This is a genomic window from Bacteroides sp. AM32-11AC (genome assembly GCF_003603515.1).
GTDB lineage: Bacteria > Bacteroidota > Bacteroidia > Bacteroidales > Bacteroidaceae > Bacteroides > Bacteroides uniformis.
On sequence record NZ_QTNH01000001.1, the window covers coordinates 248,407 to 274,151 of the forward strand.

24 protein-coding genes are annotated in these 25,745 nt (G+C 46.0%); 14 read left to right on the forward strand and 10 right to left on the reverse strand.

Translation table 11 applies throughout. The features are described from left to right. Nucleotides 1-39: 39 nt before the first annotated feature. Complete coding sequence (locus DW800_RS01010; RefSeq protein WP_117680846.1) at nucleotides 40-1,104, reverse strand: CDP-glycerol glycerophosphotransferase family protein; 1,065 nt, start codon at nucleotides 1,102-1,104, stop codon at nucleotides 40-42. Between the two features lie 261 nt (nucleotides 1,105-1,365). Here DW800_RS01010 and DW800_RS01015 point away from each other — a divergent pair, with 261 nt between their 5' ends. The 5 genes from DW800_RS01015 to hldE all read left to right on the forward strand — a co-directional run bounded on the left by DW800_RS01015 (nucleotide 1,366) and on the right by hldE (nucleotide 6,539). After that, the gene (locus DW800_RS01015) at nucleotides 1,366-3,180 is read left to right on the forward strand and encodes an LTA synthase family protein (protein ID WP_119957699.1); all 1,815 of its coding nucleotides are present in this window, start codon (nucleotides 1,366-1,368) and stop codon (nucleotides 3,178-3,180) included. Nucleotides 3,181-3,263: 83 nt separating this feature from the next. Beyond that, nucleotides 3,264-4,013, forward strand: a complete 750-nt coding sequence (locus DW800_RS01020; protein ID WP_119957700.1) for a lipopolysaccharide kinase InaA family protein — start codon at nucleotides 3,264-3,266, stop codon at nucleotides 4,011-4,013. Between the two features lie 36 nt (nucleotides 4,014-4,049). Then, nucleotides 4,050-4,631 (forward strand): D-sedoheptulose 7-phosphate isomerase, encoded by a 582-nt coding sequence (gene gmhA / locus DW800_RS01025; RefSeq protein WP_057281889.1) that lies wholly within the window; start codon nucleotides 4,050-4,052, stop codon nucleotides 4,629-4,631. Further along, complete coding sequence (locus DW800_RS01030) at nucleotides 4,624-5,112, forward strand: D-glycero-alpha-D-manno-heptose-1,7-bisphosphate 7-phosphatase (protein ID WP_098031937.1); 489 nt, start codon at nucleotides 4,624-4,626, stop codon at nucleotides 5,110-5,112. Before gmhA ends, DW800_RS01030 begins: the two co-directional genes overlap by 8 nt. Then, nucleotides 5,109-6,539, forward strand: coding sequence for a bifunctional D-glycero-beta-D-manno-heptose-7-phosphate kinase/D-glycero-beta-D-manno-heptose 1-phosphate adenylyltransferase HldE (gene hldE, locus DW800_RS01035; protein ID WP_119957701.1), 1,431 nt, complete (start codon nucleotides 5,109-5,111; stop codon nucleotides 6,537-6,539). Before DW800_RS01030 ends, hldE begins: the two co-directional genes overlap by 4 nt. Here hldE and DW800_RS01040 read toward each other — a convergent pair. Beyond that, nucleotides 6,520-7,518: a glycosyltransferase family 9 protein gene (locus DW800_RS01040; RefSeq protein WP_057097430.1), complete on the reverse strand. Its 999-nt coding sequence runs from the start codon at nucleotides 7,516-7,518 to the stop codon at nucleotides 6,520-6,522. The two genes, hldE and DW800_RS01040, sit on opposite strands and share 20 nt — an antisense overlap. Nucleotides 7,519-7,730: 212 nt before the next feature. On the opposite strand from DW800_RS01040, the gene DW800_RS01045 reads away from it, so the two are divergent. Next, on the forward strand, nucleotides 7,731-8,699 hold the full coding sequence (locus DW800_RS01045; RefSeq protein ID WP_057097429.1) for a glycosyl transferase family 90: 969 nt from the start codon (nucleotides 7,731-7,733) through the stop codon (nucleotides 8,697-8,699). A gap of 46 nt (nucleotides 8,700-8,745) precedes the next feature. Here the strand turns inward: DW800_RS01045 and DW800_RS01050 are convergent, their stop codons facing one another. Genes DW800_RS01050 through DW800_RS01065 form a run of 4 tightly spaced genes read right to left on the reverse strand, consistent with a single transcriptional unit; the run spans nucleotide 8,746 to nucleotide 12,490 of the window. Next, the gene (locus tag DW800_RS01050) at nucleotides 8,746-9,558 is read right to left on the reverse strand and encodes a phosphorylcholine transferase LicD (protein WP_117866438.1); all 813 of its coding nucleotides are present in this window, start codon (nucleotides 9,556-9,558) and stop codon (nucleotides 8,746-8,748) included. Between the two features lie 17 nt (nucleotides 9,559-9,575). After that, nucleotides 9,576-10,307 carry an NTP transferase domain-containing protein gene (locus DW800_RS01055; protein WP_005825963.1) on the reverse strand — a complete coding sequence of 244 codons (732 nt, stop codon included), beginning with the start codon at nucleotides 10,305-10,307 and terminating at the stop codon, nucleotides 9,576-9,578. Further along, on the reverse strand, nucleotides 10,304-11,341 hold the full coding sequence (locus tag DW800_RS01060; RefSeq protein ID WP_008662064.1) for a pyridoxal phosphate-dependent aminotransferase: 1,038 nt from the start codon (nucleotides 11,339-11,341) through the stop codon (nucleotides 10,304-10,306). Before DW800_RS01060 ends, DW800_RS01055 begins: the two co-directional genes overlap by 4 nt. A 3-nt stretch (nucleotides 11,342-11,344) precedes the next feature. Then, a complete protein-coding gene (locus DW800_RS01065; protein ID WP_057097427.1) occupies nucleotides 11,345-12,490 on the reverse strand; it encodes a glycosyltransferase family 4 protein in 1,146 nt (381 codons plus the stop codon). 367 nt (nucleotides 12,491-12,857) lie between these two features. Here DW800_RS01065 and DW800_RS01075 point away from each other — a divergent pair, with 367 nt between their 5' ends. The 3 genes from DW800_RS01075 (at nucleotide 12,858) to DW800_RS01085 (ending at nucleotide 16,133) form a co-directional block, all read left to right on the forward strand. Further along, complete coding sequence (locus DW800_RS01075) at nucleotides 12,858-13,073, forward strand: hypothetical protein (RefSeq protein WP_044467390.1); 216 nt, start codon at nucleotides 12,858-12,860, stop codon at nucleotides 13,071-13,073. Between the two features lie 46 nt (nucleotides 13,074-13,119). Continuing rightward, nucleotides 13,120-14,163 carry a 4-phosphoerythronate dehydrogenase PdxB gene (gene pdxB, locus DW800_RS01080; RefSeq protein ID WP_117878285.1) on the forward strand — a complete coding sequence of 348 codons (1,044 nt, stop codon included), beginning with the start codon at nucleotides 13,120-13,122 and terminating at the stop codon, nucleotides 14,161-14,163. Nucleotides 14,164-14,279: 116 nt separating this feature from the next. Continuing rightward, nucleotides 14,280-16,133, forward strand: a complete 1,854-nt coding sequence (locus DW800_RS01085; RefSeq protein ID WP_005825980.1) for a sulfatase-like hydrolase/transferase — start codon at nucleotides 14,280-14,282, stop codon at nucleotides 16,131-16,133. Here the strand turns inward: DW800_RS01085 and purN are convergent. Then, nucleotides 16,124-16,711, reverse strand: a complete 588-nt coding sequence (gene purN, locus DW800_RS01090; protein WP_016272085.1) for a phosphoribosylglycinamide formyltransferase — start codon at nucleotides 16,709-16,711, stop codon at nucleotides 16,124-16,126. The genes DW800_RS01085 and purN overlap by 10 nt on opposite strands. A 149-nt stretch (nucleotides 16,712-16,860) precedes the next feature. Here purN and DW800_RS01095 point away from each other — a divergent pair, with 149 nt between their 5' ends. From DW800_RS01095 to rnc, 3 genes are read left to right on the forward strand one after another with little or no spacing between them, the layout of a single operon-like run. After that, nucleotides 16,861-17,097 carry an acyl carrier protein gene (locus DW800_RS01095; RefSeq protein ID WP_004291965.1) on the forward strand — a complete coding sequence of 79 codons (237 nt, stop codon included), beginning with the start codon at nucleotides 16,861-16,863 and terminating at the stop codon, nucleotides 17,095-17,097. 21 nt (nucleotides 17,098-17,118) lie between these two features. Continuing rightward, the gene (fabF, locus tag DW800_RS01100; protein WP_117878287.1) at nucleotides 17,119-18,384 is read left to right on the forward strand and encodes a beta-ketoacyl-ACP synthase II; all 1,266 of its coding nucleotides are present in this window, start codon (nucleotides 17,119-17,121) and stop codon (nucleotides 18,382-18,384) included. A 7-nt stretch (nucleotides 18,385-18,391) separates the two neighbouring features. Continuing rightward, the gene (gene rnc / locus DW800_RS01105) at nucleotides 18,392-19,270 is read left to right on the forward strand and encodes a ribonuclease III (protein WP_172679983.1); all 879 of its coding nucleotides are present in this window, start codon (nucleotides 18,392-18,394) and stop codon (nucleotides 19,268-19,270) included. On the opposite strand, the gene DW800_RS01110 is transcribed toward rnc, so the two are convergent. Then, nucleotides 19,229-20,239 carry an ATP-dependent 6-phosphofructokinase gene (locus DW800_RS01110; protein ID WP_035447667.1) on the reverse strand — a complete coding sequence of 337 codons (1,011 nt, stop codon included), beginning with the start codon at nucleotides 20,237-20,239 and terminating at the stop codon, nucleotides 19,229-19,231. The genes rnc and DW800_RS01110 overlap by 42 nt on opposite strands. 122 nt (nucleotides 20,240-20,361) lie before the next feature. Between DW800_RS01110 and DW800_RS01115 the strand changes: the two genes are divergently transcribed. Continuing rightward, entirely contained in the window at nucleotides 20,362-21,873 is a 1,512-nt protein-coding gene (locus DW800_RS01115) for a GH3 auxin-responsive promoter family protein (RefSeq protein WP_005833815.1), read from the forward strand. A 145-nt stretch (nucleotides 21,874-22,018) separates the two neighbouring features. On the opposite strand, the gene DW800_RS01120 is transcribed toward DW800_RS01115, so the two are convergent. Both DW800_RS01120 and mnmA read right to left on the reverse strand, forming a co-directional pair. Further along, nucleotides 22,019-22,900, reverse strand: a complete 882-nt coding sequence (locus DW800_RS01120) for a DUF3078 domain-containing protein (protein ID WP_117878289.1) — start codon at nucleotides 22,898-22,900, stop codon at nucleotides 22,019-22,021. Nucleotides 22,901-22,999: 99 nt separating this feature from the next. Beyond that, nucleotides 23,000-24,052: a tRNA 2-thiouridine(34) synthase MnmA gene (gene mnmA, locus DW800_RS01125; protein ID WP_005825997.1), complete on the reverse strand. Its 1,053-nt coding sequence runs from the start codon at nucleotides 24,050-24,052 to the stop codon at nucleotides 23,000-23,002. 125 nt (nucleotides 24,053-24,177) lie between these two features. On the opposite strand from mnmA, the gene cysS reads away from it, so the two are divergent. Further along, on the forward strand, nucleotides 24,178-25,653 hold the full coding sequence (gene cysS, locus DW800_RS01130) for a cysteine--tRNA ligase (RefSeq protein WP_008662079.1): 1,476 nt from the start codon (nucleotides 24,178-24,180) through the stop codon (nucleotides 25,651-25,653). Nucleotides 25,654-25,745 lie beyond the last annotated feature (92 nt).

Consider the following 25,745-nt stretch of genomic DNA (forward strand, 5'->3'; position numbering starts at 1 on the left):
TTATAAAACAAAAAAATAGGCCGACAGATTATCTATCGCCTACCATAACCGCAAAGTGGCCATCAACGGATAACCCACCCGCCATCGCAATTTAAACTTACGCACCAGATTCCAGGGCTTGGTTCTGGTCTTACCTTGAAAATACCAGATGTAGTTGTTTACGGCATCCAGTACCCGTGAAGAGGACTCACCGTCCAGATGGGCTTCATGCTTGTGCACATAAGCACGCATCCGTTCCATCAGTTCCGCCGGACGGGAAATGGCCTTTTCTATCGCTCCCTCTACAGCATCCGTGTCAGTGACATTCAGCAAATGAGCTCCCGGCATGGTGTTGCAATAGGTCACAACCGGTTTGTCCAACATCATTGCCTCGACAATCACAGACGAAGCATCGGACAACAGTACATCTGCACTGTTTAGCAGCTTGGCATCAACAAGTCCACTCTCGTGGAAAGTAATATTGGGGCAGGAAGCAGCCAGTTCCTTGTATTTCTTGAGGACTTCCATATCCGAGAATTTCGGATGGAACGAAATAATCCAATCCCAGTTCTTCTCGCGCACCAGTCTCTTGATGGTATCAAACAGATGAGGAGCAGAAGTTATATTTTTTGTAAACGTAGAAGAGTACAAAACTACCGGACGTGCATTATGAGGAGTGTGCGCACGTTCTTTCACGAAAGTATCCGCCTTGCACCAGCCCGTTTCGTATACCTTGAAGAAGCCGTATTTCCTCTCAAGTTCCTTGAAAGGAAGAGTGCTCGTTTCTCCTTGCGTGCAATAGACATCGAACCATCCACGAACAGAAAAATGGTCATCCTTTTCATCGCCACGCTTATTGATGGGGTAGCCATGGAAAAGGGAAACTTTCACTCCCGGGAAGAAATCATAAATATAATTACCCGGTGCAAAAACAGCAATAGGCTGATAATCCATCACTTCCTGAACAGATTGAAGCCACCTTTCATCTTGATTCAACAGAACCGGACAGTCTGGCTCGATAAACCATGCAACATCGTCTCCTCTACGCCTGATTTCGTCCTGAAGCGGGCGAAGTATAGGATAGGAATAGGCTACCGAAACGAAAAATAAATAATGCTTCTTCATACACTCAAAATATCACGGCAACGACACAATCGTCACCTCAAATTACCAATAGAACAATAAAATCCAGCCCTTAGTTTGTAACAGTTTTGCTTTCTTTGCTTTAAACGTCTGCAAAGTAAATACAAGAATTCTTTATATACTGCATCAATCCGGAAAAAAAAATGACTTTTATCAATTTTCCTCCAAAAGTTGCTGTTTATGAAGCTTTTTCTTCTCTAAAATATCTATCTTTGCACCCCAATATTTTAAAAATACTATTTTATGAGAAGAAACCTTTTTCATTGCTCCGACAGTCAACAAGGGGCAACAGATAAAGTGACTCTTTTGTTCGGAATCACCATTTTTTTCAAATTCCTGCTATTCGATTTCATCTGGAGCATACCCACCACATTCGCTTCATTCTCTACCATCGAGTTCTATGCAACCAAGATAATAGCCACCCTCGTACTTCTCGTCCCCTATAAGTTCTTCCGGCTCTGGAAAACAGAGATAGTCATCATGCTTTTACTGGATATACTGCTGATTGTCAACCTGATGTATTTCCGCACCTACTATACTGCCATCCCACTTAACAGCTATGGACTTTCTGGAAACCTCGCCGATTTCACCGGAAGCGTTTACGACTCCTTCCGCTGGTACGACATCTTCTTCCCTCTATCTACCATTGCCAGTATCCCCCTTTATTGGCATTACAAAAGAAATACCGCCGGAAGAACATCATACAAGTATTACGGAGGAGCTTTGGGAATCGGTATCCTGCTGTTTGCCATCACCACCCTGGCCAAAGGAGGATTCAAGGAAGCATACAACACCGTCCGCCAGAAAGCCTATCTGTGTGCAAGCACCACTTCCATGTATACTGTCTTCGGAAGCCTATACTATGACCTCATCAACCAGAAGCAGGAGGCCACCCCACAGATACAGCAAGAGATAAAGGAGTGGCTGAGCCAGAAACCCGGACATCACCCTTTGACCGGACGTATCGGAATCCGCAACAACTGCATCGTCATCCTGGCAGAATCTTTGGAAAGCTGGGTACTCGAAAGGGAAGTGGAAGGGCAAGAGATTACTCCATATCTCAACAAACTGCTGCAAGACTCCACCTCCTTATACGCTCCCCACGTACTGACGCAAGTGAAAGGAGGACGTTCCATTGATGCACAGCTGTTGCTTTGCGCCGGTATGCTGCCTATCAACAGCGGCACATACAGCAGCCAATATCCTGACCACACCTACGGAACCCTGCAAAAAGCCATGCATCAGCAGAAGAACTCGCGCAACTACCTCCTGACCATTGATAAAGTATCGACCTGGAACCAAGGCGTCATAGCCTACAGTTTCGGGACCGACACCATCATTGCTTATCATGACTTTGAACTGACAGAAGCCTTTGGCACGCACAAACGTACCGGAGACGGCTCCTTCCTGGCGCAATGCCGCCAAAAAATAGAGAAGGGGGAAATCTGGAAGAAGGGGGAGAATGTTTACATGCAGCTGGTGACCTACTCCGGCCATGCTCCCTTCAAATTGCCTGAAGAATTGAAAGAGATTCATTTCTCTCCGGCCATTCCACAGAAAATGAATGACTACATGACCACTGCACGCTATACGGACAAGGCGATAGGAAAATTCGTGGAGTACTTGAAAACACTCCCACAATACGACGAGACCCTTATCGTCATCACCGGTGACCACGAAGGACTGGCTACCTACCGTGAAGAATTGTGCAACGCCCCCGGTGGCAAGGGTATCGTATCCGACAAGACATTCACCCCTTTCATCATAGTAAACTCTCCGGTAGGCATGCGTTATGATAAAGTGATGGGACAAATCGATATGTACCCCACCTTACTGAACCTGCTCCAACTGGATGATTACTACTGGAACGGATTGGGCCAAAGCATCCTCGACCCATGCAAGAAAGGATTCGCCATCAGCCCCCAAATGGAGGTGGTAGGTGAAGATCCCACCCCGACGGAAGCCGAGTTCGCCAAAAAAGCATACGATATTTCCGACCAGATGATACATTTTGATTATCTTTGCTCAAAAGCGAAGATAGGCGGCACCTCAAAATAAAAAATGAACAAGTTCATTTTGTTCTGCTTTCGGTTTGCACTATCTTTGCACCGTTCAAAAGAAGTAAAATGTAAATAAAAACAATGAAGGTACATATTCATCCGCATTATGCCGACTACGAGAGTTATATCCGAGCCATCCCATCGGAAGAATATGAACGGGAAGAAGTTTATTGTAACCGAAGGAACACAGTCGAAAGAGTGCGGTTTGGAGACAAGGACTTCGTAATCAAGAAATACAAAAGACCTGCCCTCATAAACTGCCTCATTTACACTTGGTTCCGCAAAAGCAAAGCGCAGCGCGCCTTTGAATATGCAGAACTTTTCCTGCAACGGGGAATAGAGACCGCCCCTCCGGTAGCTTATATAGAAATCAAAAAGAATGGTTTCTTCCACACCGGATACTTTATTTCCGAATACCTCCCCTACCCGCTTGTAACGGATATGTTCGGTACGGGAATGGAGGAAGAAGAGAAAAAACGGCTAAGACATGACCTCGTAGACTTCACTCTCCAATTACATCTGAACAAGGTCTTGCCACTGGACTATAATCCCAAGAATATATTTTACCGGAAGACAGACGGCAAATATCACTTCGCCCTCATTGACATCAACCGCCTGAAGCTCGGTAAAGTGCCCGGTATCAGAATGTCCATGAATGCCTTCAGCCAACTGGGTATTCCCGCCGATGACTTCATGAAAATAATACCTCTATATGCCGAGCAAAGAGGATTCGATATTGAAGAATGCATATTCTTCACTCTCTTCAGCAGACTGAAATGGAGAAAGCAAAGACAATTTAAAAATTTCGTCAAAAGCAAGCTTCATTTCTGAAATGTCGTATCTTTGTACCAACGAGATTAGAAAATTATGCAAGATTATATCACCCAGTCCATCCAAGAAGGTATCAGGCTCAAAGAAAATATCCTGAACAACCGGCAAATGCTTACCGACATCGAAACTGTCGGCAATCTGATAGTACAAGCCCTTCGACAAGGGCACAAAGTCTTGCTTTGCGGTAACGGCGGCAGTGCAGCCGATGCCCAGCATATCGCTGCCGAACTCGTCGGACGTTTCGTGACCGAACGGGAAGGCCTGCCCGCCATCGCCATGACAACCGACACTTCCATCCTGACCGCAGTCAGCAATGATTATGGCTTCGACCGCGTCTTCGAACGGCAGACGGCAGCCTTGGGAACGAAAGGTGATATTCTGATAGGCCTTTCTACCAGCGGCAACTCTCCCAACGTAGAGCATGCCTTGCAGAAGGCACAATCTATGGGCATCACCACCATAGGGCTCCTGGGAAGGGATGGAGGAAGGTGCAAGGAACTTTGCAATTACCCGTTGATTATACAGCACGCCGAATCTGCCAGGATTCAAGAAGTGCACATTACCATCGGACATATCTTGTGCGGCATCGTTGACAATAAACTGTTCTCCCATGAATAAAGCGATTTTCCTTGATCGGGACGGTACCATCAATGTTGATTTCGGCTACGTTTATAAGACCCAAGAGCTTGAATTATTGCCCGGTGTAGCCGAAGCACTCCGTATTTTTCAGGAATTGGGTTATCTGCTGATTGTCATCACGAACCAATCCGGTATTGGACGTGGCTACTTTACACTGGAGGACGCCGAACAGTTCAACCGGGCACTCGCCCAAGAGCTGGAAAAACATGGAGTTATACTGAACGATTTCTATACTTGCCCTCACGCTCCGGAAGAACATTGCGAATGCCGTAAGCCTTCTCCTTTCATGGTGACGGAAGCGATGAAGAAATATGAAATCGACCCGTCCCAATCCTATATGTTCGGAGACAAGAAGTCGGATACGGAATGCGGCGAGCGAAGCGGTGTCAAGTCTTTCCGGGTCACAGAGGAACATCCGCTTATATATTGGGCCAACCAATTAAAAAACAACCTATTATGAATACAGAATTAAACAGTATAAAGGGAAAGAAGGTACTCGTTATCGGAGACGTGATGCTGGATACTTACCATATAGGGGACGTGAAAAGGATTTCTCCCGAAGCCCCCGTACCAGTGGTCCGTGTCACCCGTACCTACAATGTATTGGGAGGAGCGGCCAATGTTGCAAGAAATCTGTTGGGACTGGGTTGCTCGCCGTATGTCGTCAGCCTGCTTGGCAACGACCACAACGGAAACACAATGCAGGAGATGTTCGCTGATTTGGGTATCAGAAACGAACTGTTTCATACAGGACACCCAACCATCACCAAAACCCGCGTAATAGGCAACAGCCAGCAAGTAGTACGGCTGGACTTTGAAACAGAAAATGAATGCCTGAACGAAGAGACTGAGCAGAAACTGCTGGATGCCGTGAAGCGTGCACTCCCCGAAGTGGACATTGTCGTGATTTCGGATTATGGCAAGGGAGTATGCAATGATACAGTATGCCAGCAGGTTATATCCGCCTCTGCCGGGCAAGGGAAGAAGGTCATTATAGACCCCAAAGGGACAAATTGGGAGAAATACCGTTCCGCAACCATCATCACCCCCAACCTGAAAGAGCTTTCGGCTGTTTCGGGAGTGGATGTGAGAAATGAGGATAAAGAAATCCATAGCGCAGCAGACCGGATACTGAAGGAGTATAACCTTACTTCTCTATTAGTGACACGTTCCGAAAAAGGTATGTCATATATAGCTCCGGTAGCCTCACAAGACATTCCTACCGAAGCAAGGGAAGTATATGACGTTTCAGGTGCAGGCGATACTGTCGTGGCAACTTTAGCAGCTGCGCTGGCAGCCGGTATCCCTATTGCAGATGCCATTTATCTTGCCAATAAAGCGGCCGGCATTGTAGTCGGGAAAATAGGCACCAGCCCCATTCTGTTCAAAGAGTTGCAGGACGAGTTACAAATCGGGAAACCGGCCAGCAAACTTATTCCTATTTCCCAACTTGCAGATACTATAAAACAACTGCGTGCGCAGGAGCGCAAAATCATATTCACAAACGGCTGCTTCGACATTCTGCACAAAGGACACGTGTGCTATCTGGAAAAGGCCAAAAGACTGGGGGACGTACTTATCGTAGGATTGAATTCGGACAGCTCAGTAAAACGTCTGAAAGGGGAATCGCGCCCCATCAATGATGAAAGCGCCCGCTCCACAGTCCTGGCAGCCTTGGAAGCAGTGGACTACGTAGTGATTTTTACGGAAGATACCCCTCTGAATCTCATCAAAACAGTTGCACCGGACGTGTTGGTAAAAGGTGGCGACTATGCCATAGAAAACATTGTAGGCAGGGAGTACGCCCAAGAAACAGTAACTATCCCTTTCGTAGACGGTTATTCCACTACAAAGACTATAGGCGCCATCAACCAAGAGAAGCAATAATCTTTTCAGCGACTTGTTGGGGGGTAATATCCACCATACACTTCTGATAAACAGCCAGCTTGCATTTACCCCGTCCGTCTTTGGTGCACGGACGGCAAGGCAGGGCTGTTTCGAGTATTTCCACCGTAGGTCCCGTAGGGAAACCGAAGGCCGTAGGTCCCATCAAGGCAAAAGCAGGAACACGGAACAAATCAGCGGCATGCATAAAACCCGTATCAGCGCTGATTACCAGATTGGAACACAACACTATGTAAGAAGATTCCATCAATGAGGTTTGTCCCGCAAGGTTAACTACCCGTTCCGGTGCAGCACTTCTGATTTCCTCACAGAAAGTATCCTTCGGACCCGCCAGAATGACAAATCTATACTCAGGAAGAAGGGCAACCAATTCTTTCCAATAGGAAACGGGCCAGCGTTTCATTTCCCAGTTGGCAGACGGCACCAATGTAATCATATCTTTGGTTACAAAGTTCTCATACTTGCTACGTATTTCATCCGGGAAATGCCAGTCGTGATAGTTGTCCGGAAAATGCGTAATTCCCCATTTCTTCAATGGTTTCTGAAAAGACACCATCCCCCTGAAAGGCTTGTCGAAATGATTGATTCCCAGTTTAAACAACAAAAAGCGTTTGCCTCTCTCTTTGCTCCGCAAAGCAACGTAAGGTTTCACAAAAGGCAATGGAGACACTATCAGCTTCAATATGTTGGAACGGATATTACTATGAGCGTCATAAATGTAGTCGAAATGCTCTTTTCTCAAATCAGCCGCCATTTTCAACAATCCGGCAAGTCCGGTCTCCTTGTCAAACGCCCAGATTTTATCAATCCTGCCATCCATCGACAAGGTCCCCACCATATCTTTCCGGGTAATCCAATGAATTTCCACATCTGCAAACCGTTCACGTATTCCACCGATAATTCCCATACACTGGATAATATCCCCTATCGAACTGAAACGGATAATTAAGAATTTGGTCATAACAAATTTATTAGAATTGCTGATTCGGCACAAAAGTAAGCGTTAACAACGAAAAAACAAACCAGACTACTCAAAATCTGAAAACAGAGCAACTCTTTATTACAAAAAGAATATGATAATTAAAGGATAAATTCAATTGGAAGTTCTCATTTATTTATATAAGTTTGCATCATATTTCATACAATGCACCTACTGAATAAAAAACGAAATCAATGGAGTACAAACTATTGTATGCCCTAAGAAGCGGGAAGAACATCAAACTTATCTATTATATAAAGAATATGCTCGGTATGCTGATACCCAATATATTCTTTCAGATGCAGCTTCGTCATAAGTTGGCATCTTTATCCGACAGAAAAGATAAAGACTACATTTTATACCGAGTAAACTACTATAACAAACTTTTACCGGGTGCAATATTGCCCGAATCGGTACCTGCACTCGCAGAACATAAACTAAAAGGGCACAAAGTCTATATCTATGATACCCGCTGCTATACCCGCTGGTTTTCCCAACAACTACGGTTGAACCTATGTGCCGGTGATGTGGATTTCGTCCCACCAATCCCATCCATTTCAAAAAGCCGTCTTATAACTGAAAACAACGGAAACGGGGTTATTATGAAACTCAACAAGATAAGGCATTTTATTTTTGTCCGTGACAAGAAAAAATTTACAGAGAAAAAAGATATGGCTGTCTTTCGCGGAAAAGTAACAGACAAAGAGCAGCGAATCAAATTCATGAAAATGTATTTTGGCCATCCCATGTGCGATTTGGGAGATATCAGCCGGGATACTATCAATCCTACGTGGTGCATTGGAAAATTGACCATTAAAGAACAATTGGAATACAAATTTATTCTAGCCATAGAAGGCTATGATGTTGCCAGCAATCTAAAATGGGTAATGTCTTCCAACTCTATTGCCGTAATGCCCCGTCCTACTTGTGAAACTTGGTTCATGGAAGGCACATTAATTCCTAACTATCACTACATTGAAATCAAACCGGACTTCTCTGATTTGGAAGAAAGACTGCAATATTACATGGCTCATACTGATGAAGCTCAAGCAATAATCGAACATGCACATGAGTATATAGAGCAATTCAAGAATAAAAAACGGGAACAATTGATATCCCTTCTTGTATTGGAAAAGTACTTCAAGATGACCGGACAACTCTAATCATTGATAGCATTATTACATCATTGACTTTCAGTTACACCGGTAATCAGGCTCCATATTCTCTGTAGGGCTTATCTAAATCCAGATAGTGGAAATTATGCTGTCTCTGCCCGCTTTGTTTCGGTATAACCATGTAGTCTCCATATTTTCTGGTCAGATAGGTATCATAATCTTGTACTCCCCACACAGTTTCGTCCTCAAACGAAACGGGAGTCGGAGTTCCCAGCTCTGCCTTGGGCATGATGCCGCGCATACCGTCATCATAATCACAAACTAAAGAAGACTTGTCAAAGTCATAGGTGGTCATCACATTTCTGATACTCCTCTGTACGCCGGCAGTAGTAAAAAGTCTCCGGCACAGCAGCGGCAACCATGAGTCGGGACCTTTCCCATGCTTATAAGGGTCGCGGTAGATAAAATAGAGCACCCGCTTGTAAAATTCATACCGGGCAAAATGAATCCTCTGTTTCAGGTTGCTTTGCGGTACACCGTCCAATGGAAATACGTCCAAGTAGATACCTCCCAAGTATTTCAAATGCATACGCTCGATAAGAGTCGTATCCGCATCTTGTATCTTGGCAAAAGGTAATGGATAATTCGGATCATTTTCTGCGCAGACAGCCTCATAAGGCTGGGGAAGCCACTCCTTGGAATGAGACATCAACAAATCATAATCAGCCCTCGGCATACCGATATCCAAATCATCGTCCCAAGGGATAAATCCCTTATGACGGACTGCACCAAGCATAGTACCGGCCATTATATAATAGCGCAAACCATGTTCTTTACAAACTTTATCCACAGCAAGCAATATCTTCAAAATACGAAGCTGCAAAGGACGTATATCATAATCTGCCATAAAAATCAGCCCATTAATTAATAAAGTTGTGAAGGAATCAACCGCTGTGCTTGTTCAAAGTCATTCACCGTATCAAGCTCCACAGAAAAATATTCGGTAGTGTCAAGCGCATAGAAAGAGTGTCCTTGTGGTATGAGACGCTCAAAAGCACGTTCATAGAAGATATTATCCAAACCTTCTTTGGTAATCATAACCTCCAATTCCCGGAAAAGCGCTTCTGTATAAGCGGCAGACATCTTCTCGATGCCAATAGACTCGCCAATAGCTCGGGATATGGAGCACGTCTTACTGATTTCCAACACCTTGCCATCATTGTCCGCTATTACCTTGATTTCCTCTTCCCCCAATGTATGATGGTTCAGAGCCAACGCATCCGCTTGACCATATCCAAGCAACTTGGCTACAATCTGCGGGTCAAAAAGGATATCGCTGTCCAGCAACAGAATGTCCTCTTTATCTACATAAGGCCGTGTAAGCCATAAAGAGTAGATATTATTGGTAGAAGCATATTTCTCATTATAGATAAACGTAACCTCCAATGCCGGATAATGAGCTTCCAGAAAGTTCACAATCTGCTGCTGTCTATAACCGGTGACAATGACAAACTCCCGAAAGCCATTCTGCAGCAATGCATCAAAGGCTCTTTGCAGCAAACAACGCTCTCCAACTTTCAACAGACATTTTGGAGTGGTATCAGTCAACGGACGCAAACGCGAAGCTATCCCTGCAGCCAATATAACCGCTTTCATTGTAATGCAATTTTTTTAATGGTGTCAATGACAATACGGTTCTGTTCAGGACGCCCCAAGGTAATACGCAAATGGGTATTGATGTCTGGTTCATTCATGAACTTCACCTTATAATCCTCGTCGGCAAAAGCTTTCTGTAAGCGTTCTTTCAAGACAATCGGATATTTTATAAGGACAAAGTTCGCCACCGACTCATATACCTTGAAACCAGGCAACGTCCCTATCTCCGCTTCAAAGCAGGCGCGACTCTCATTCATCAGCCGTGCTATATTCCGGTAATGCGCATCCGATTTCAGTGCGGCAATAGCAATATCCTCAGAGATACGGTTATAACCCAGATATTTGTTGCTGTATTTGCCAAAGTTGGCCAACTCCTTACTCATAAACCCAAACCCCATGCGCAATCCGGGCAATCCGTAGAACTTGGAAAGCGTGCGTGAAATAATCAGGTTGGGATATTTATCAACCAGCATTTTAATATAGTCCGTATCAGTAGATACGAAAGAGGCATAGGCTTCGTCCACCAAAACGATGGTTGTTACGGGCAACTCAGCCAACAAAGCGTCCAATTCTGCAGGGGTCAGACCGTTACCGGTGGGATTATTGGGCGAAGCGATTAATAAGACCTTGGGATTCTCACGCTGTACCATCTCTTTCATGGCAGCGAAATCATATTTAAAGGTATTGCCATCCTCATACAATGGATACTGCAACGTATGCCCGTCCACTTCATCAGCAATGGATTTATAGTACCACCACGAGAATTTAGGAATGAGCATCGTCTTGTTCCCATCCTCTTGGGTCAGGAAATAGTGGACTGCTTGTTTCAATATATCTTCTCCACCATAACCCAATAGTACCTGCGGTTCATCAATTCCGTAAGATTCAGACAGATAAACAGACAGAATACTCTTCTTGCCTTCGTCGTAGATACGGGTATAGAAACAGAGTTTGTTTATATCAAAATTCTTTAGAGCCTCCACCACCTCTTGTGAAGGTGCGTAGTTAAACTCATTGCGGTCCAAATAATTCATATCTTAGGTTTCTTTTGTTAATACTTTCCGATAACACTCCATCGTCTCACGCGCCATCTGCTCCTCCGTGAAACGCTGTGCCCACTTCAATCCCTCCTCAATCATGGTGGCACGCAAAGAAGGCTCTTGTGTACGGGCAATCGCTGCCGCCAATCCCTCCACATCATGGGGACTCACATACAATGAATGCTCCCCCCCCGCTTCTTCAAGACAAGAGCCAGTTGCTGCTACCACCGGAATGCCGGAATGTAAAGCCTCAAGAATAGGGATGCCAAAACCTTCGTAAACGGATGGGTATACAAAAGTCTCGGCCGACTGATAAATGGCAGGTAAATCGTCCGAAGGGATACCATGCAGAAAATGTACTCTGTCTTGCAATCCGGCTTTTGTCATAAACTCTTTCAGCTGATGGATATAGGCTGTGGGTCTCCCTACCAGAACAAAATGCAGTTCATCGGGCAGATACTCCAAAGCCTTCACAATGGCCAGCGCATTTTTACGCTCCTCAATGGTGCCCACCGACAAGATATAGCGTTCGGGCAACCGATAACTCCGCATCACCTCCTTGCGCTTATCCTTACCGACACGGCAGGCATACAGAGAACTACACCCTTGGTAAATAACGGAAATTTTATCCGCAGGAATTCCATAATAATGTATGATGTCACGCTTGGTACACTCACTCACGGCAATGATGTGGTCTGCATGCTTGCATGCATAGCGGCATTTGTAGTTATAAATCAAGCGGTCGACCAACGAAAAACAATGTGAAAGTCTCAGGAAAATAAGGTCGTGAACAGTCACCACACTCTTTACTTCCCGTACCCGATGGATGGTCAGGGGAAGTTCGTTACTCAGTCCGTGGAACAGCTGTATGTTGTCCCGTTTCAAAGTCCTGCGTATGCCTCCCACACGCCACAACGAAGTCATTCCTCTCCAGAGCCAATAAGACGGATAATGTACCGATACCGTTCCCCGGCTTTCGGCCACCATCGACGAGAGTTGCTGATTTTCACGGTGTACCGGAGCATACAGCCAATACTCGTTTTCCGGAGCAAAGGCTGACAATGACTGCACCACATACCGGCTGTAATTACCCAATCCCGTAAAATTCTGCACAGCCCGTTTTCCGTCGTATCCTATTCTCATCTCTAAAAAGTTTCAGCTGCAAATGTACAAGATAATCCTCATATAGCAGTCTATTTCGCTTTCCTTTTTTGACAAAAACACAAATTCACCTATAAAACATAAGATAGAGATGAGCAATCACTTGCTGTCTGTTACAAAAACCAAGTACGGAATCGGGCACATCCCCATTGTTCAATCCGTACTGGCCCATTGTTTTATCCTTCAAACACCTTATCTCCTTCCCGAAAACTACTTTATTCATCATCGGCCCACTGTTATGAACCAATTCAACCACACTAGTGAGCTGTTTAGTTCACTCAAGTGAACATCACGGCTCACTAACGTGGGCTGCTGAAGAATCCAAAAGTAAAACGAAAGAATGAAAAGGATGCAACAGAAGAAAGAAGGATGCGGAACGGAAGAAAACACAGGTGAGAGCAAAATTTACCCTCACCCTTTTCGATTGCTCTCACCCACCCCTGCAATGCCGATGAATAGGGAAGTTGAAGAAAAGAGTGAGAGCGGTGAGGGCAGAAATGCAAACTTAAAAACGGAAAGAGTAAAATTATTTTCCGGGCATTACTTAGCCACTTTGACGGATTAGTCGTATCTTCGCACGATGGAAAATCGTCGAAAAGAACAGCAGCATTATGAGAGTCATTGTTGACAACAAAATACCTTTCATTAAAGAAGCCATCGAAAAAATAGCCGACAGCGTGATTTATACTCCCGGCAGAGACTTCACTCCGGAGTTGGTAAAAGATGCCGATGCACTGATTATACGTACCCGCACCCGCTGCAACAAGGAATTGCTGGAAGGCAGTAAAGTCCGCTTCATTGCTACCGCCACCATAGGCTTCGACCATATAGATACGGAATATTGCCGTGAAGCAGGCATCGCTTGGACCAATGCCCCCGGATGCAATTCAGCATCCGTAGCCCAATACGTGCAATCAGCCTTACTATTATTGCAACAACTCAAAGGAGTACAACTGTCCGAATTGACATTAGGCATCATCGGCGTAGGCAATGTGGGTAGCAAAATAGCCCAAGTAGGGCAAGAACTAGGCATGCGTGTCCTGAAGAATGACCTGCCCCGGCAAGACAAGGAAGGAGAGAGCGATTTCAGTTCCTTGCAAGCACTCGCAGCAGAATGTGATATCCTCACCTTCCACGTACCTTTATATAAGGAAGGGCCATACAAAACATTCCATTTGGCAGACCATACTTTCTTCCGGTCATTAAAACGCTGTCCCGTCATTATCAATACCTCACGTGGAGAGGTGATTGAAACCAATGCGCTCCTGAATGCCTTAGAAGACGGACTGATTTCCGATGCCATCATTGATGTATGGGAGAATGAGCCTGATATCAATCTTACCTTATTAAATAGAGTGTTCCTTGGAACTCCCCATATAGCCGGTTATTCAGCCGACGGAAAAGCCAATGCCACCCGTATGTCCCTGGATGCCCTTTGTCGTTTCTTTCACATCAAAGCCGACTACCGCATCGCTCCCCCCCAACCCCGGAACCCGATTATTACCGCCGACAGCCTGGCAGAAGCATATCTGCAAATGTATGACCCGAGAAGGGACAGCGAAGCACTGAAAACACATCCCGAACAATTTGAAAAATTGCGGGGAGACTACCCGCTACGAAGAGAAAAAGATGCTTACACTTATATCCCAAAGTAGCACATACATTTAGAAATACAGCCCGATAATACAAAAGACGTCACTATATAAGCTCCTCACGCCTTTACTATCAATGCCGAATCAGAGGAAACTATAGGCAAAACATTACAATATCAATGCAAAAAATACAGTTAGAGAAATCACTCAGTGAAGGATTTATTTTTTATGCAATTTCAACTCTGACGATTGCCATACAATTTCTGTTTTATCTGATTCACAGTCCCCGGCTCGCCATGATGGACGTGGGAGGCTGGATGTTTTATATAACGGCCGCTTGCTCACATGCCGCCTTGTGGGCACTTATTCCTTACATCATATCCTTAATCGTAGCCATTACCGTCCGGCGCCATCAAGCCGCCGCCATCACACACATTATTCTTGTATCATTACTCAATATACTTGCTTACATAGACGGCAGTGTGTACAGTCTTTACAAGTTCCATATCAATGGTTTTGTACTGAATCTCCTGGTTGGAGAGGGCAACAGTGAGATTTTCACATTCAGCTTCTGGCTTTATCTGAAGATTGCAGGAGTATTAGTGGGTATATTTGCCGCCAATACTTTGCTAAGAATACTTGCAGGCCATTGTTATACCCGCTTTCACCGCTGTGGCTTCCGTCCTGTACTTGCCACTCTGATTTTGTTTGCACTATTCTCTAACTTTTATCATGCCTATGCCGCTGTAGCGCAAAAGACTTCAGTGATTCGCAGCGCCCCCTGCCTGCCCTATTACTTCCCGCTTACGGCAACCCGCCTGATGATGAAGTTAGGAGTGGTCTCATCCAAGGATGTCATTAAAATGAACTTCAACAACAAAAAGCAGTCTGCTGACCTCAACTATCCGATAGATTCTTTGAAATACGAAGTCCATTCCAACCCCAAGAATGTAGTGCTGATAGCCATAGACTCATGGAACTACCGCGCCTTTAACCAGGACATTACACCTCATATCAGCCACTTTGCCGACAGTTGCAGCAGATTCACCTCCCATCTAAGCAGCAGCAATGGCACACGTGGAAGTATCTTCGGGCTTTTCTTCAGTCTCTCATCCATCTACTGGACTGATTTTGAGGTATCGGGCATACAGCCCCTGCTCATAGAAGAACTATTGAAGCAGAATTATCAGATAGGTATTTATCCCAGTGCTACAATCGTCAACCCGCCATTTGCCAAAATACTTTTCTCAAAGGTACCCGACTTGCGTACCCATACCGAAGGAAAAACCGTTTATGACCGCGACTGCCGTATTACAGCAGATTATCTGCAAGCACTCGATACGCTGGGCAGCGGTACAAAACCTTTCTTTTCCTTTCTCTTCTATGATTTGGCACACGGATATGAAGTGCCGAAGGACAAGCTTTATCGTTTCCAACCGTCCTGGGAGTTCGCCGACTATATGAAACTGAACAACGACATAGACCCTACTCCTTTCCTGAACCTCTACTACAACTGCGTGGCGGAAGCCGACTCACTGGTGGGATGCGTCCTCCACAAACTTGAAGAAAAGAAACTGCTAGACAATACCCTGGTCATCATTACCGGAGACCATGGACAAGAATTCAATGAGAATCATAAAAATTATTGGGGCCACGGCAGTAATTATTCACCGGTACAAACACATATCCCCTTCCTATTATATGAACCGGGAGAACAGCCACATACCTACCATCACCGTACCACGCACTATGATTTTGCACCAACCCTAATGAATAAAGTGCTGGGTGTAACCAATCCGCCTTCCGATTACAGTATGGGGCATTTAATAACCGATACTTGTCCACGGAACTGGCATATCGTGGGCGACAATCTCAATTATGCCTTTATCGTAGAAAATCATACTATTCTGGAAAAACACCCTTCCGGATATATAGAGATCAGCGACAGTGCATTGAATCCCCTGGAAAACTACAAGATAGACAACCGTAAGCTGAACGAGGCCATCCTCTCCCTTAACCGATTCTATAAATAACTGGGAGAGAGGCCTTCCACCAACTCCTCTATCACCTTCGGATAGTATTCATACTCCAGCCGGTGGATGCGTTGCGCCAGCTCCTCCGGCGTATCGCCCGGCAATACGGGGCATTTCTGCTGGCAGATAATGCCGCCTTCGTCATAATGCTCATTCGTATAATGGATGGTAATACCGCTTTCCTTTTCGCCGGAAGCAATCACTGCCTCGTGCACACGGTCGCCGTACATTCCCTTTCCACCGAACTTGGGCAGCAACGAAGGATGTATATTTATCATTTTATTGGGATAAGCATGCAGAATATTGTCCGGCACACGTGCCAGGAATCCTGCCAATACCACAAAATCAATATCATGCTCTCGAAGCGTCGACAAAACAAGCTCTCCACTTTCCCAATCGCTCTTGGCAAACCAGACACAAGGCACTCCCAGCCCCTTGGCACGCTCTAAAACAAACGCATTCTGCCGGTTAGTCAAAACCAGAGCCACACGTGCCGAACCTTTTTCCCGGAAATAACGGATGATATTCTCGGCATTCGTACCACTTCCCGACGCTAAAACTGCGATATTTTTTCCCATAATCCCTCCAATTACTGCACAAAACCGTGAAAAATGTGCAAAAAGGTGCATTTAATTCATCAAATATTTGCGAGGAATGATAAATATTCATTCCTTTGCACCGCAAATTTAAAGAAATAAAACTAATTATTAATTAAAAACTTAAAGTTATGTCTGAAATTGCATCAAGAGTGAAAGCGATTATCGTCGATAAATTAGGCGTAGAAGAATCAGAAGTTACTAACGAAGCTAGCTTCACTAACGACCTGGGAGCTGATTCTCTTGACACTGTAGAACTTATCATGGAATTCGAAAAGGAATTCGGTATCTCTATTCCCGATGACCAGGCTGAAAAGATTGGTACTGTAGGTGATGCTGTATCTTACATCGAAGAACACGCTAAGTAATCTTATCCATTCGTTTATAACATGGAATTAAAAAGAGTTGTAGTAACAGGTCTCGGCGCCATTACTCCCATTGGCAACAGTGTTCCCGAATTCTGGGAAAATCTTGTGAATGGGATTAGTGGAGCAGGACCTATTACTCATTTCGATGCATCGCTTTTCAAGACTCAGTTTGCATGCGAAGTAAAAGGCTTCGATGCTACCAAATATATAGACCGCAAAGAGGCCCGCAAGATGGACTTGTACACACAATATGCCATTGCAGTAGCCAAAGAAGCGGTAGGTGACTCTGGGCTTGACGTCGAAAATGAGGATTTAAACAGAATCGGTGTCATCTTCGGCGCCGGTATCGGTGGCATCCGTACATTCGAAGAAGAGGCGGGCAACTATGCCCTGACCGGTAAGGAAAACGGCCCCAAATTCAATCCGTTCTTCATCCCCAAGATGATTTCGGACATTGCTGCCGGACAAATTTCCATCATGTATGGTTTCCATGGTCCCAACTACGCAACTTGTTCTGCATGTGCCACTTCCACAAATGCTATTGCCGATGCGTTTAACCTCATCCGTTTGGGTAAGGCAAATGTTATCGTGTCCGGTGGTTCGGAAGCTGCCATCGCCGCTTGCGGTGTAGGTGGTTTCAATGCCATGCATGCATTGTCAACCCGCAATGATTCTCCCGAAACTGCATCCCGTCCGTTCAGCGCAAGCCGTGACGGATTCATCATGGGTGAAGGTGGCGGTTGTCTCGTTCTCGAGGAACTGGAACACGCCAAGGCACGCGGTGCCAAAATCTATGCGGAAGTTGCCGGCGTAGGAATGTCTGCCGACGCTCATCACCTGACAGCCTCTCACCCCGAAGGTTTGGGAGCCAAGTTAGTGATGCTGAATGCGTTGGAAGATGCAGAAATGAAACCCGAAGAAGTAGATTATATCAATGTTCACGGTACATCTACTCCCGTAGGTGATATTTCGGAAGCAAAAGCAATCAAAGAGGTATTCGGACAGCATGCGTATGAGTTGAACATCAGTTCGACAAAATCCATGACCGGCCACTTGCTGGGCGCTGCCGGTGCGGTAGAATCCATTGCAAGCATCCTCGCCATCAAGAATGGCATTGTTCCTCCGACCATCAACCACGAAGAGGGTGATAACGACGAAAACATCGACTATGACCTGAACTTCACGTTCAACAAAGCACAAAAGCGCGAAGTGAACGTAGCTTTGTCCAATACTTTTGGATTCGGTGGTCATAATGCGTGTGTCATTTTCAAGAAATACGCAGAATAATAAGGTCGTGTTACGTAACCAAATAGATAAAATAAGGCTCTTGTTCCGCAAGGATAGAGAGTCTTATTTTTGTTTTTACAGAATTCTCGGCTTCTTTCCACGTGACATCAAGGTCTATCAGCAGGCTTTGCTGCATAAATCCATCTCCATGCGCTCCGAAAAAGGACGTCCCATCAACAACGAACGGCTGGAATTCTTGGGCGATGCTATCCTCGACGCCATTGTAGGAGATATTGTCTACCGCCATTTCGAAGGACGCCGCGAAGGTTTCCTTACCAATACCCGTTCCAAAATTGTACAGCGGGAAACACTCAACAAACTGGCCGTGGAAATCGGACTGGACAAACTGGTGAAATACTCCACCCGCTCCTCATCCCACAACAGCTACATGTACGGCAATGCATTCGAAGCCTTCATCGGCGCCATTTATCTGGACCAGGGCTACGACCGCTGCAAGCAGTTCATGGAAGAGAAGATTTTCAAAAACTATATCGACCTCGACAAGATGTCTCGCAAAGAGGTCAACTTCAAGTCAAAACTCATCGAATGGAGCCAGAAGAACAAAATGGAGGTGTCATTCGAGCTTATCGAGCAGTTTCTCGACGAAGAATACAATCCGATGTTCCACACCGAAGTCCGCATCGAAGGGATATCGGCAGGTACCGGCACCGGTTATTCCAAGAAGGAGTCGCAACAAAATGCGGCACAGATGGCATTGAAAAAAATTAAGGATGCCGCTTTCAAGGAGGAAGTCCAGGCAGCCAAGGAGCGAAACCATGCAACAGAAACCTCCACAGAAGAAAATCCCATGGCAGAAGCTGTTGAAGAATCCCCACAAGAAAAATTAGCCGAAACAGATTCCCATCCGACGTCCCTGGACAACTAAGTCATTGTCTTCCGTCACCAGCTTCAACTTGCCCGCAATCTCCTCCAGCGGTGCAGAAGCTATTTCATTCCCCTTCAAGGTAATCATCCGCCCGAACTGCCCGTTGGCAATCAGTTCCGTGGCATGTCCGCCCATACGTGTGGAAAGGTTACGGTCAAAAGGTGTGGGTGAGCCGCCCCGCTGAATATAACCCAACACAGTCTCACGGGTCTCGATACCCGTCTCATACTCTATCTCCTGAGCGATATACTCGGCGGCACGCTTCCGCCCGTCCGTCTGTATACCTTCGGCTACCACCACGATGGAGTAAGGCTTTCCTTTCTTCAGCCGATTCAGAATCGTTTCTCCGATACGGTGGATATTATAGGGAATCTCCGGAATCAGAATCACGTCACCACCGCCTGCCATACCGGAGTATAAGGCTATCCAACCTGCCTTGTGCCCCATCACCTCAATCACCATCACCCGCTTGTGCGAGCTGGCCGTGCTGTGCAGCCGGTCGATGGCATCCGTAGCAATACTGACGGCAGAATCGAATCCGAAGGAAAAATCGGTTCCCCAAATGTCATTGTCTATTGTTTTTGGCACGGATACGATGTTCAGCCCCATAGCGGAGAGTTTGGCGGCTGTCTTCTGCGTACCGTTTCCACCGATGCAGACCACACAATCAAGTCCCATCTCTTTGATATTCCGCACTATCAGTGCCGGTTTGTCCACGTCGGACATCACGCCGTTCTTCTTAAAGGGCTTCTCACGCGAAGTACCGAGCATCGTACCTCCCAAGTTCAGCAAACCAGATAAGGACTTTTCGGTAAACGACTCCACATCCTTGGTCAGCAGCCCCTGAAAACCGCTGTGAATGCCAATTACCTCCATTCCATAATGGTTGATAGCTGTTTTGCATACACCGCGAATGGTAGCGTTGATGCCGGGACAGTCGCCTCCTGAAGTCAAAATACCTATTCTCATGATATTTTTGTTTGAATTATTGTTCTATAGGTCCGTAAAGATAGAAAAAAAAGAGAAAAAAGATAGAGATGCCGATAAATAAGATTATTTTTGCGGTTTAAAATAAGATTTCACAAAGAACGATGAATATTACAAAGTTTCTGAATAAGGTATATTTTGCTCCCCGTCTGAAAGAAATCGAACAATACACCAGCCATGCCGGTGAATTGCAACAGCTTGTACTGCAGCGCCTCGTCCGGACAGCGGCAAACACGGAATGGGGAAAGAAGCATGACTATGCCTCTATCCGTACTTATGAAGATTTCAAGAAGCGCCTTCCCATACAAACTTACGAAGAAGTAAAGCCTTATGTAACCCGCCTGCGTGCCGGTGAGCAAAATCTGCTTTGGCCTTCGGAAATACGTTGGTTTGCCAAATCATCGGGTACCACCAACGACAAGAGTAAGTTCCTGCCCGTCAGCCGGGAGTCCTTGCACGACACGCATTACAAGGGAGGCCGGGATGCCGTTGCCATCTATCTGGGACAGAATCCCGAAAGTCGTTTCTTTTCCGGTAAAGGGCTTATCCTTGGAGGCAGCCACGCTCCCAACCTGAACACCAACCACAGTCTTGTAGGCGACCTCTCCGCCATCCTCATAGAAAATATCAACCCACTGGTAAACTTTGTCCGCGTACCCAGCAAGCAGACAGCCTTGATGGAGCACTTCGAGCCCAAAATGGAGGCCATTGCCCGCGAAACCATCCATGCAAATGTAAGCAACCTTTCCGGTGTACCGTCCTGGATGCTTGTACTCATCAAACATATACTGGAAAAGACGGGAAAGCAGAGCCTCGAAGAGATATGGCCCAACCTGGAGGTATTCTTCCACGGCGGCGTTGCCTTCACTCCCTACCGCGAGCAATACAAAGACGTGATCCGTAGCAGCAAGATGCATTATGTAGAGACTTATAACGCCTCCGAAGGCTACTTCGGCACGCAGAACGACCCTGCCGACCCTGCCATGTTGCTGATGATTGACTACGGTATCTTCTACGAGTTCATCCCGCTTGAAGATGTAGGCAAGGAGAATCCGCGTACCTTCTGCCTCGAGGAGGTGGAGCTGAACAAAAACTACGCCATGGTAATCTCCACTTCTGCCGGTTTGTGGCGATATATGATTGGAGATACGGTGAAGTTCACATCGAAGAACCCCTATAAGTTCGTCATCACCGGACGTACCAAGCACTTTATCAACGCGTTCGGCGAAGAACTGATTGTGGATAACGCGGAAAGAGGACTTGCCAGGGCATGTGCCGAGACCGGTGCACAAGTAGTAGATTACTCTGCTGCTCCCGTGTTTATGGACAAGCATGCCAAATGCCGCCACCAGTGGCTGATAGAGTTTGCACAAATGCCGGACAGCCTGGAGAAGTTCGCCAAAGTATTGGACGATACCCTGAAAGAGGTGAACTCCGACTACGAGGCTAAAAGGCAGAATAATCTGGCGCTGCAACCGCTGGAAATCATCGTCGCCCGTCCCAACCTCTTCCATGACTGGCTGGATAGCAAGGGGAAACTCGGCGGACAGCATAAGGTGCCCCGGCTCAGCAACACGAGGGAGTATATAGAGGAAATGCTGGAACTGAACCGATAAATTACTATATCATAAAAATCAAGCGCGGATTACGCAAATTACGCGGATAAATTAATAAATCCATGTAATCTGCGTAATCCGCGTTTTACAAATCAGTCAGTACGTTTTGACTTTACTTTTTCATTTCAACAATCAGCCTCAAGGATTAGAAATTATATGCCAGCCCAATTCCCAGCACTTCCTTAAACTGCACCTTGGCGCCCTTCTTCACTCCATTGTCATCAAACGTTTTCACATCATTGTCATACTTCAGAGTTGTATTGATGGTAGCCGACAATACTTTATTGATTTTCATGCTGATAAGTACATCCCAATTCACATCTATGTTTCCAAAATCTTTGCTGTAAGGAGTAAAGAAATCAGCCGTAGTAATCAGATTCACATTCTCCATCACGGGCAATTCAGCACGGGCTTTCACAAAAGCGCCACCCTCTATCTTGAAGTGGTCACCCGGGTCTACACCAAAAGCACCCAAATCGGAAAGATAGTCATCAGTCACGAAAGTCATCTTGGTGGAAACGGGTGAAAGCAGTAGAGAATAGTTACTCTTAGGCCTCCATTCCATACCCAGGGCGATATTCGAATAGGCAGGAGCAAAGAAATTGGAAATCTGGTGCTCTTTGTCGGGATAGTCATATCCTTTGGCAAACTGGGTATTCAAATCACCCATCAGTGTATAGAACCAGACGTTGTCTGTAGAATATCCCAACTGAGTGGAAAGCCCTATTTTATCACTACTTTTCCTCATCCCCTGAGATTTGGTTTTCGACAAGCCATAGTCCAGCACCATGTTGGTGACCCAGAGCCAGTTTCCTTTCTTGTGTGTCAGTGATGCATTCAAGTAGGCATTTCCAGCAATGGAATTCTCACCTCCTGCCGACCAGTTGGCCATGGCAGTCTGTGACATATTAAGACCAGTCACTCCTTTCAATACCCAAGCTGCCTCCTGATAACCCTTATCATCCGTCTGAGCATAAGTTATGGTTGCTAAAGCAGCAAACAACATTACAATATATATCCTTTTCATATTACAGTTCGTTTTAAAAGTTTCTCATAAAAAGACGTCTCATAAAATTAACAACATTTACTATCTTTTGTTCGAGAAGCTATAAAACGAATGTAAGGTTCAGAGAATAATTCCACCGCCCAACAAGTATCCGTCCTTATCATAGAAAGCCGCTGCCTGCCCGGGTGCAATGGATTCCAGCGGCTCTATCAGACGGACACGTAACAGACCTTCCACCGTAAGAGTCACCCTGCACCGGTTTGCCTGCTTACGGTAGCGTATCTTCACAATAACCTCGTTTGCACCCAGCACACGACTATTCTCCACCAGGTTCCACTCTCCCAGCCACATTTCCTGCTTGTAGAGGGAAGAGAGCGGAGCTAAAACGACTTCATTGCTTTCCACTCTTGTCTCTTTCACAAAAACAGCCTTGTTCAGATGGATACCCAAGCCCCTACGTTGCCCTACGGTATAAAACGGATAGCCCTCATGCCATCCCAAGAAATCCCCCTTTTCATCGACGAATCTACCTTTACCGGGTAATAGTGTTTCGGGGACTTCACGCTTTAAAAAGGAACGGTAATCCAAAGGACAAAAGCACACCCCTATACTGTCTTTCTTCGCAGCCACCTGCCCGAAACCACGCTCCGCCGCATACGAGCGCGCCTCATTTTTCGTAATATCTCCCATCGGAAGCAACATACGCTGCAGGATGTCCTGCTTCAATCCCCACAGAAAGAAAGTCTGGTCTTTGTCCTTATCTGCGGCAGGAGCTATATAATACTTTCCTCCGGACAAGACTTTACGCACATAATGTCCGGTAGAAATCCAATAAATCCCCTTTTCATCGGCTATTTTAGCCAACAGCGCCCACTTCAGCTCATTATTGCAGACCGTGCAAGGAACGGGAGTACGCCCCCTTAGATACTCTTCCACAAAATAGCGGATAATACGCGAACGGAAAAGCTCGCGTGCATCATAGGTAATGTGTTTCATCCCCAGCTTCAGGGCCAGAGCCCGTGCATCTTCCAAATACCCGGTCTCATCTCCTGCCTCATAGAAACGGAAAGTCACGCCAGTCACCTCATAACCGGCTTCCTGCAACCTCATGGCGGCCACGGAACTATCCGTGCCGCCACTCATGCCAAGCAATACACGTTTATCTGACTTCATGGATACAAAAGTAATAAACGAAGGTGAAATCCGTTGCATTTACTCTTATAAAACAGAATATCATTATAGATTTTCACAGATTTATTATACCTTTGTACTCCTAAAAGAACTAATAATCAACTGTTATGGAACATCAACTGACCATTTACAACACTTTAAATAGAAAAAAAGAGCTGTTCGTACCGCTGCATGCACCGCATGTAGGCATGTATGTCTGCGGACCGACCGTGTACGGTGACCCGCACTTGGGACATGCACGCCCTGCCATCACTTTCGACCTGCTGTTCCGCTACCTGACGCACATCGGCTACAAGGTGCGCTATGTCCGCAACATTACCGACGTGGGCCATCTGGAGCACGATGCCGACGAAGGTGAAGACAAGATTGCGAAAAAAGCCCGTCTGGAACAACTGGAACCAATGGAAGTGGCACAGTACTACATCAACCGCTATCATAAGGCGATGGATGCATTGAATGTGCTGTCTCCCAGTATCGAGCCACATGCCAGCGGCCACATCATCGAACAGATAGAACTTGTAAAGGAGATATTGAAGAACGGATATGCCTACGAAAGTGAAGGTTCCGTTTATTTCGATGTAGAAAAATACAATAAGGACCATCACTACGGCAAGCTCTCCGGACGCAACCTGGATGATGTTCTCAACACCACCCGCGAACTGGACGGACAGAGCGAGAAGCACAACCCCGCAGACTTTGCCCTCTGGAAATGTGCGCAACCGGAACACATCATGCGTTGGCCTTCCCCGTGGAGCGACGGCTTCCCCGGCTGGCACGCCGAATGTACAGCCATGGGAAAGAAATACTTGGGCGAGCACTTCGACATTCATGGTGGCGGCATGGACCTTATCTTCCCGCATCACGAATGCGAGATTGCACAATCCGTAGCTTCCCAAGGGGAAGATATGGTACATTATTGGATGCACAACAACATGCTGACCGTGAACGGACAGAAAATGGGTAAGTCTTACGGTAACTTCATCACATTGGAAGAGCTCTTCAAAGGCACACACCCCATGCTGGAGCAAGCCTACAGCCCAATGACCATCCGCTTCTTCACCCTGCAAGCCCACTACCGCAGTACGGTAGACTTCAGCAACGAAGCTCTGCAAGCCGCCGAAAAGGGATTGGCAAGACTGATGGATGCTGTACATGGACTGGACAAGATTACCCCTGCTGCAACCTCCACCATAGACGTGAAATCCCTGCGTGCCAAGTGTTACGAAGCCATGAATGATGACTTGAACTCACCGATTGTCATCGCCCACCTCTTCGACGGCGCCAAGATGGTAAACAATATCCTAGCTGGAAACGATTCCATCACAGCCGAAGACCTGAAAGAATTGAAGGAAACCTTCCACCTCTTCTGCTTCGACATCTTAGGATTACAAGAAGACAACGCCTCCAACGAAGAGCGTGAAGCTGCCTTCGGCAAGGTAGTGGACATGCTATTGGAAGAGCGTTCAAAGGCAAAAGCCAACAAAGATTGGGCTACATCCGACAAAATCCGCAATGAACTCACCGCGCTCGGTTTCGAGATTAAGGACGGTAAGGACGGAAGCGAATGGAAGCTGAATAAATAACGAAGGTATCATAACTCACCGCAGAATCATACAGATTGGGGGTAAGTTTTAGGCAGAAGAACAAAAGAACATATTTTTCTCTTGTTCTTCTG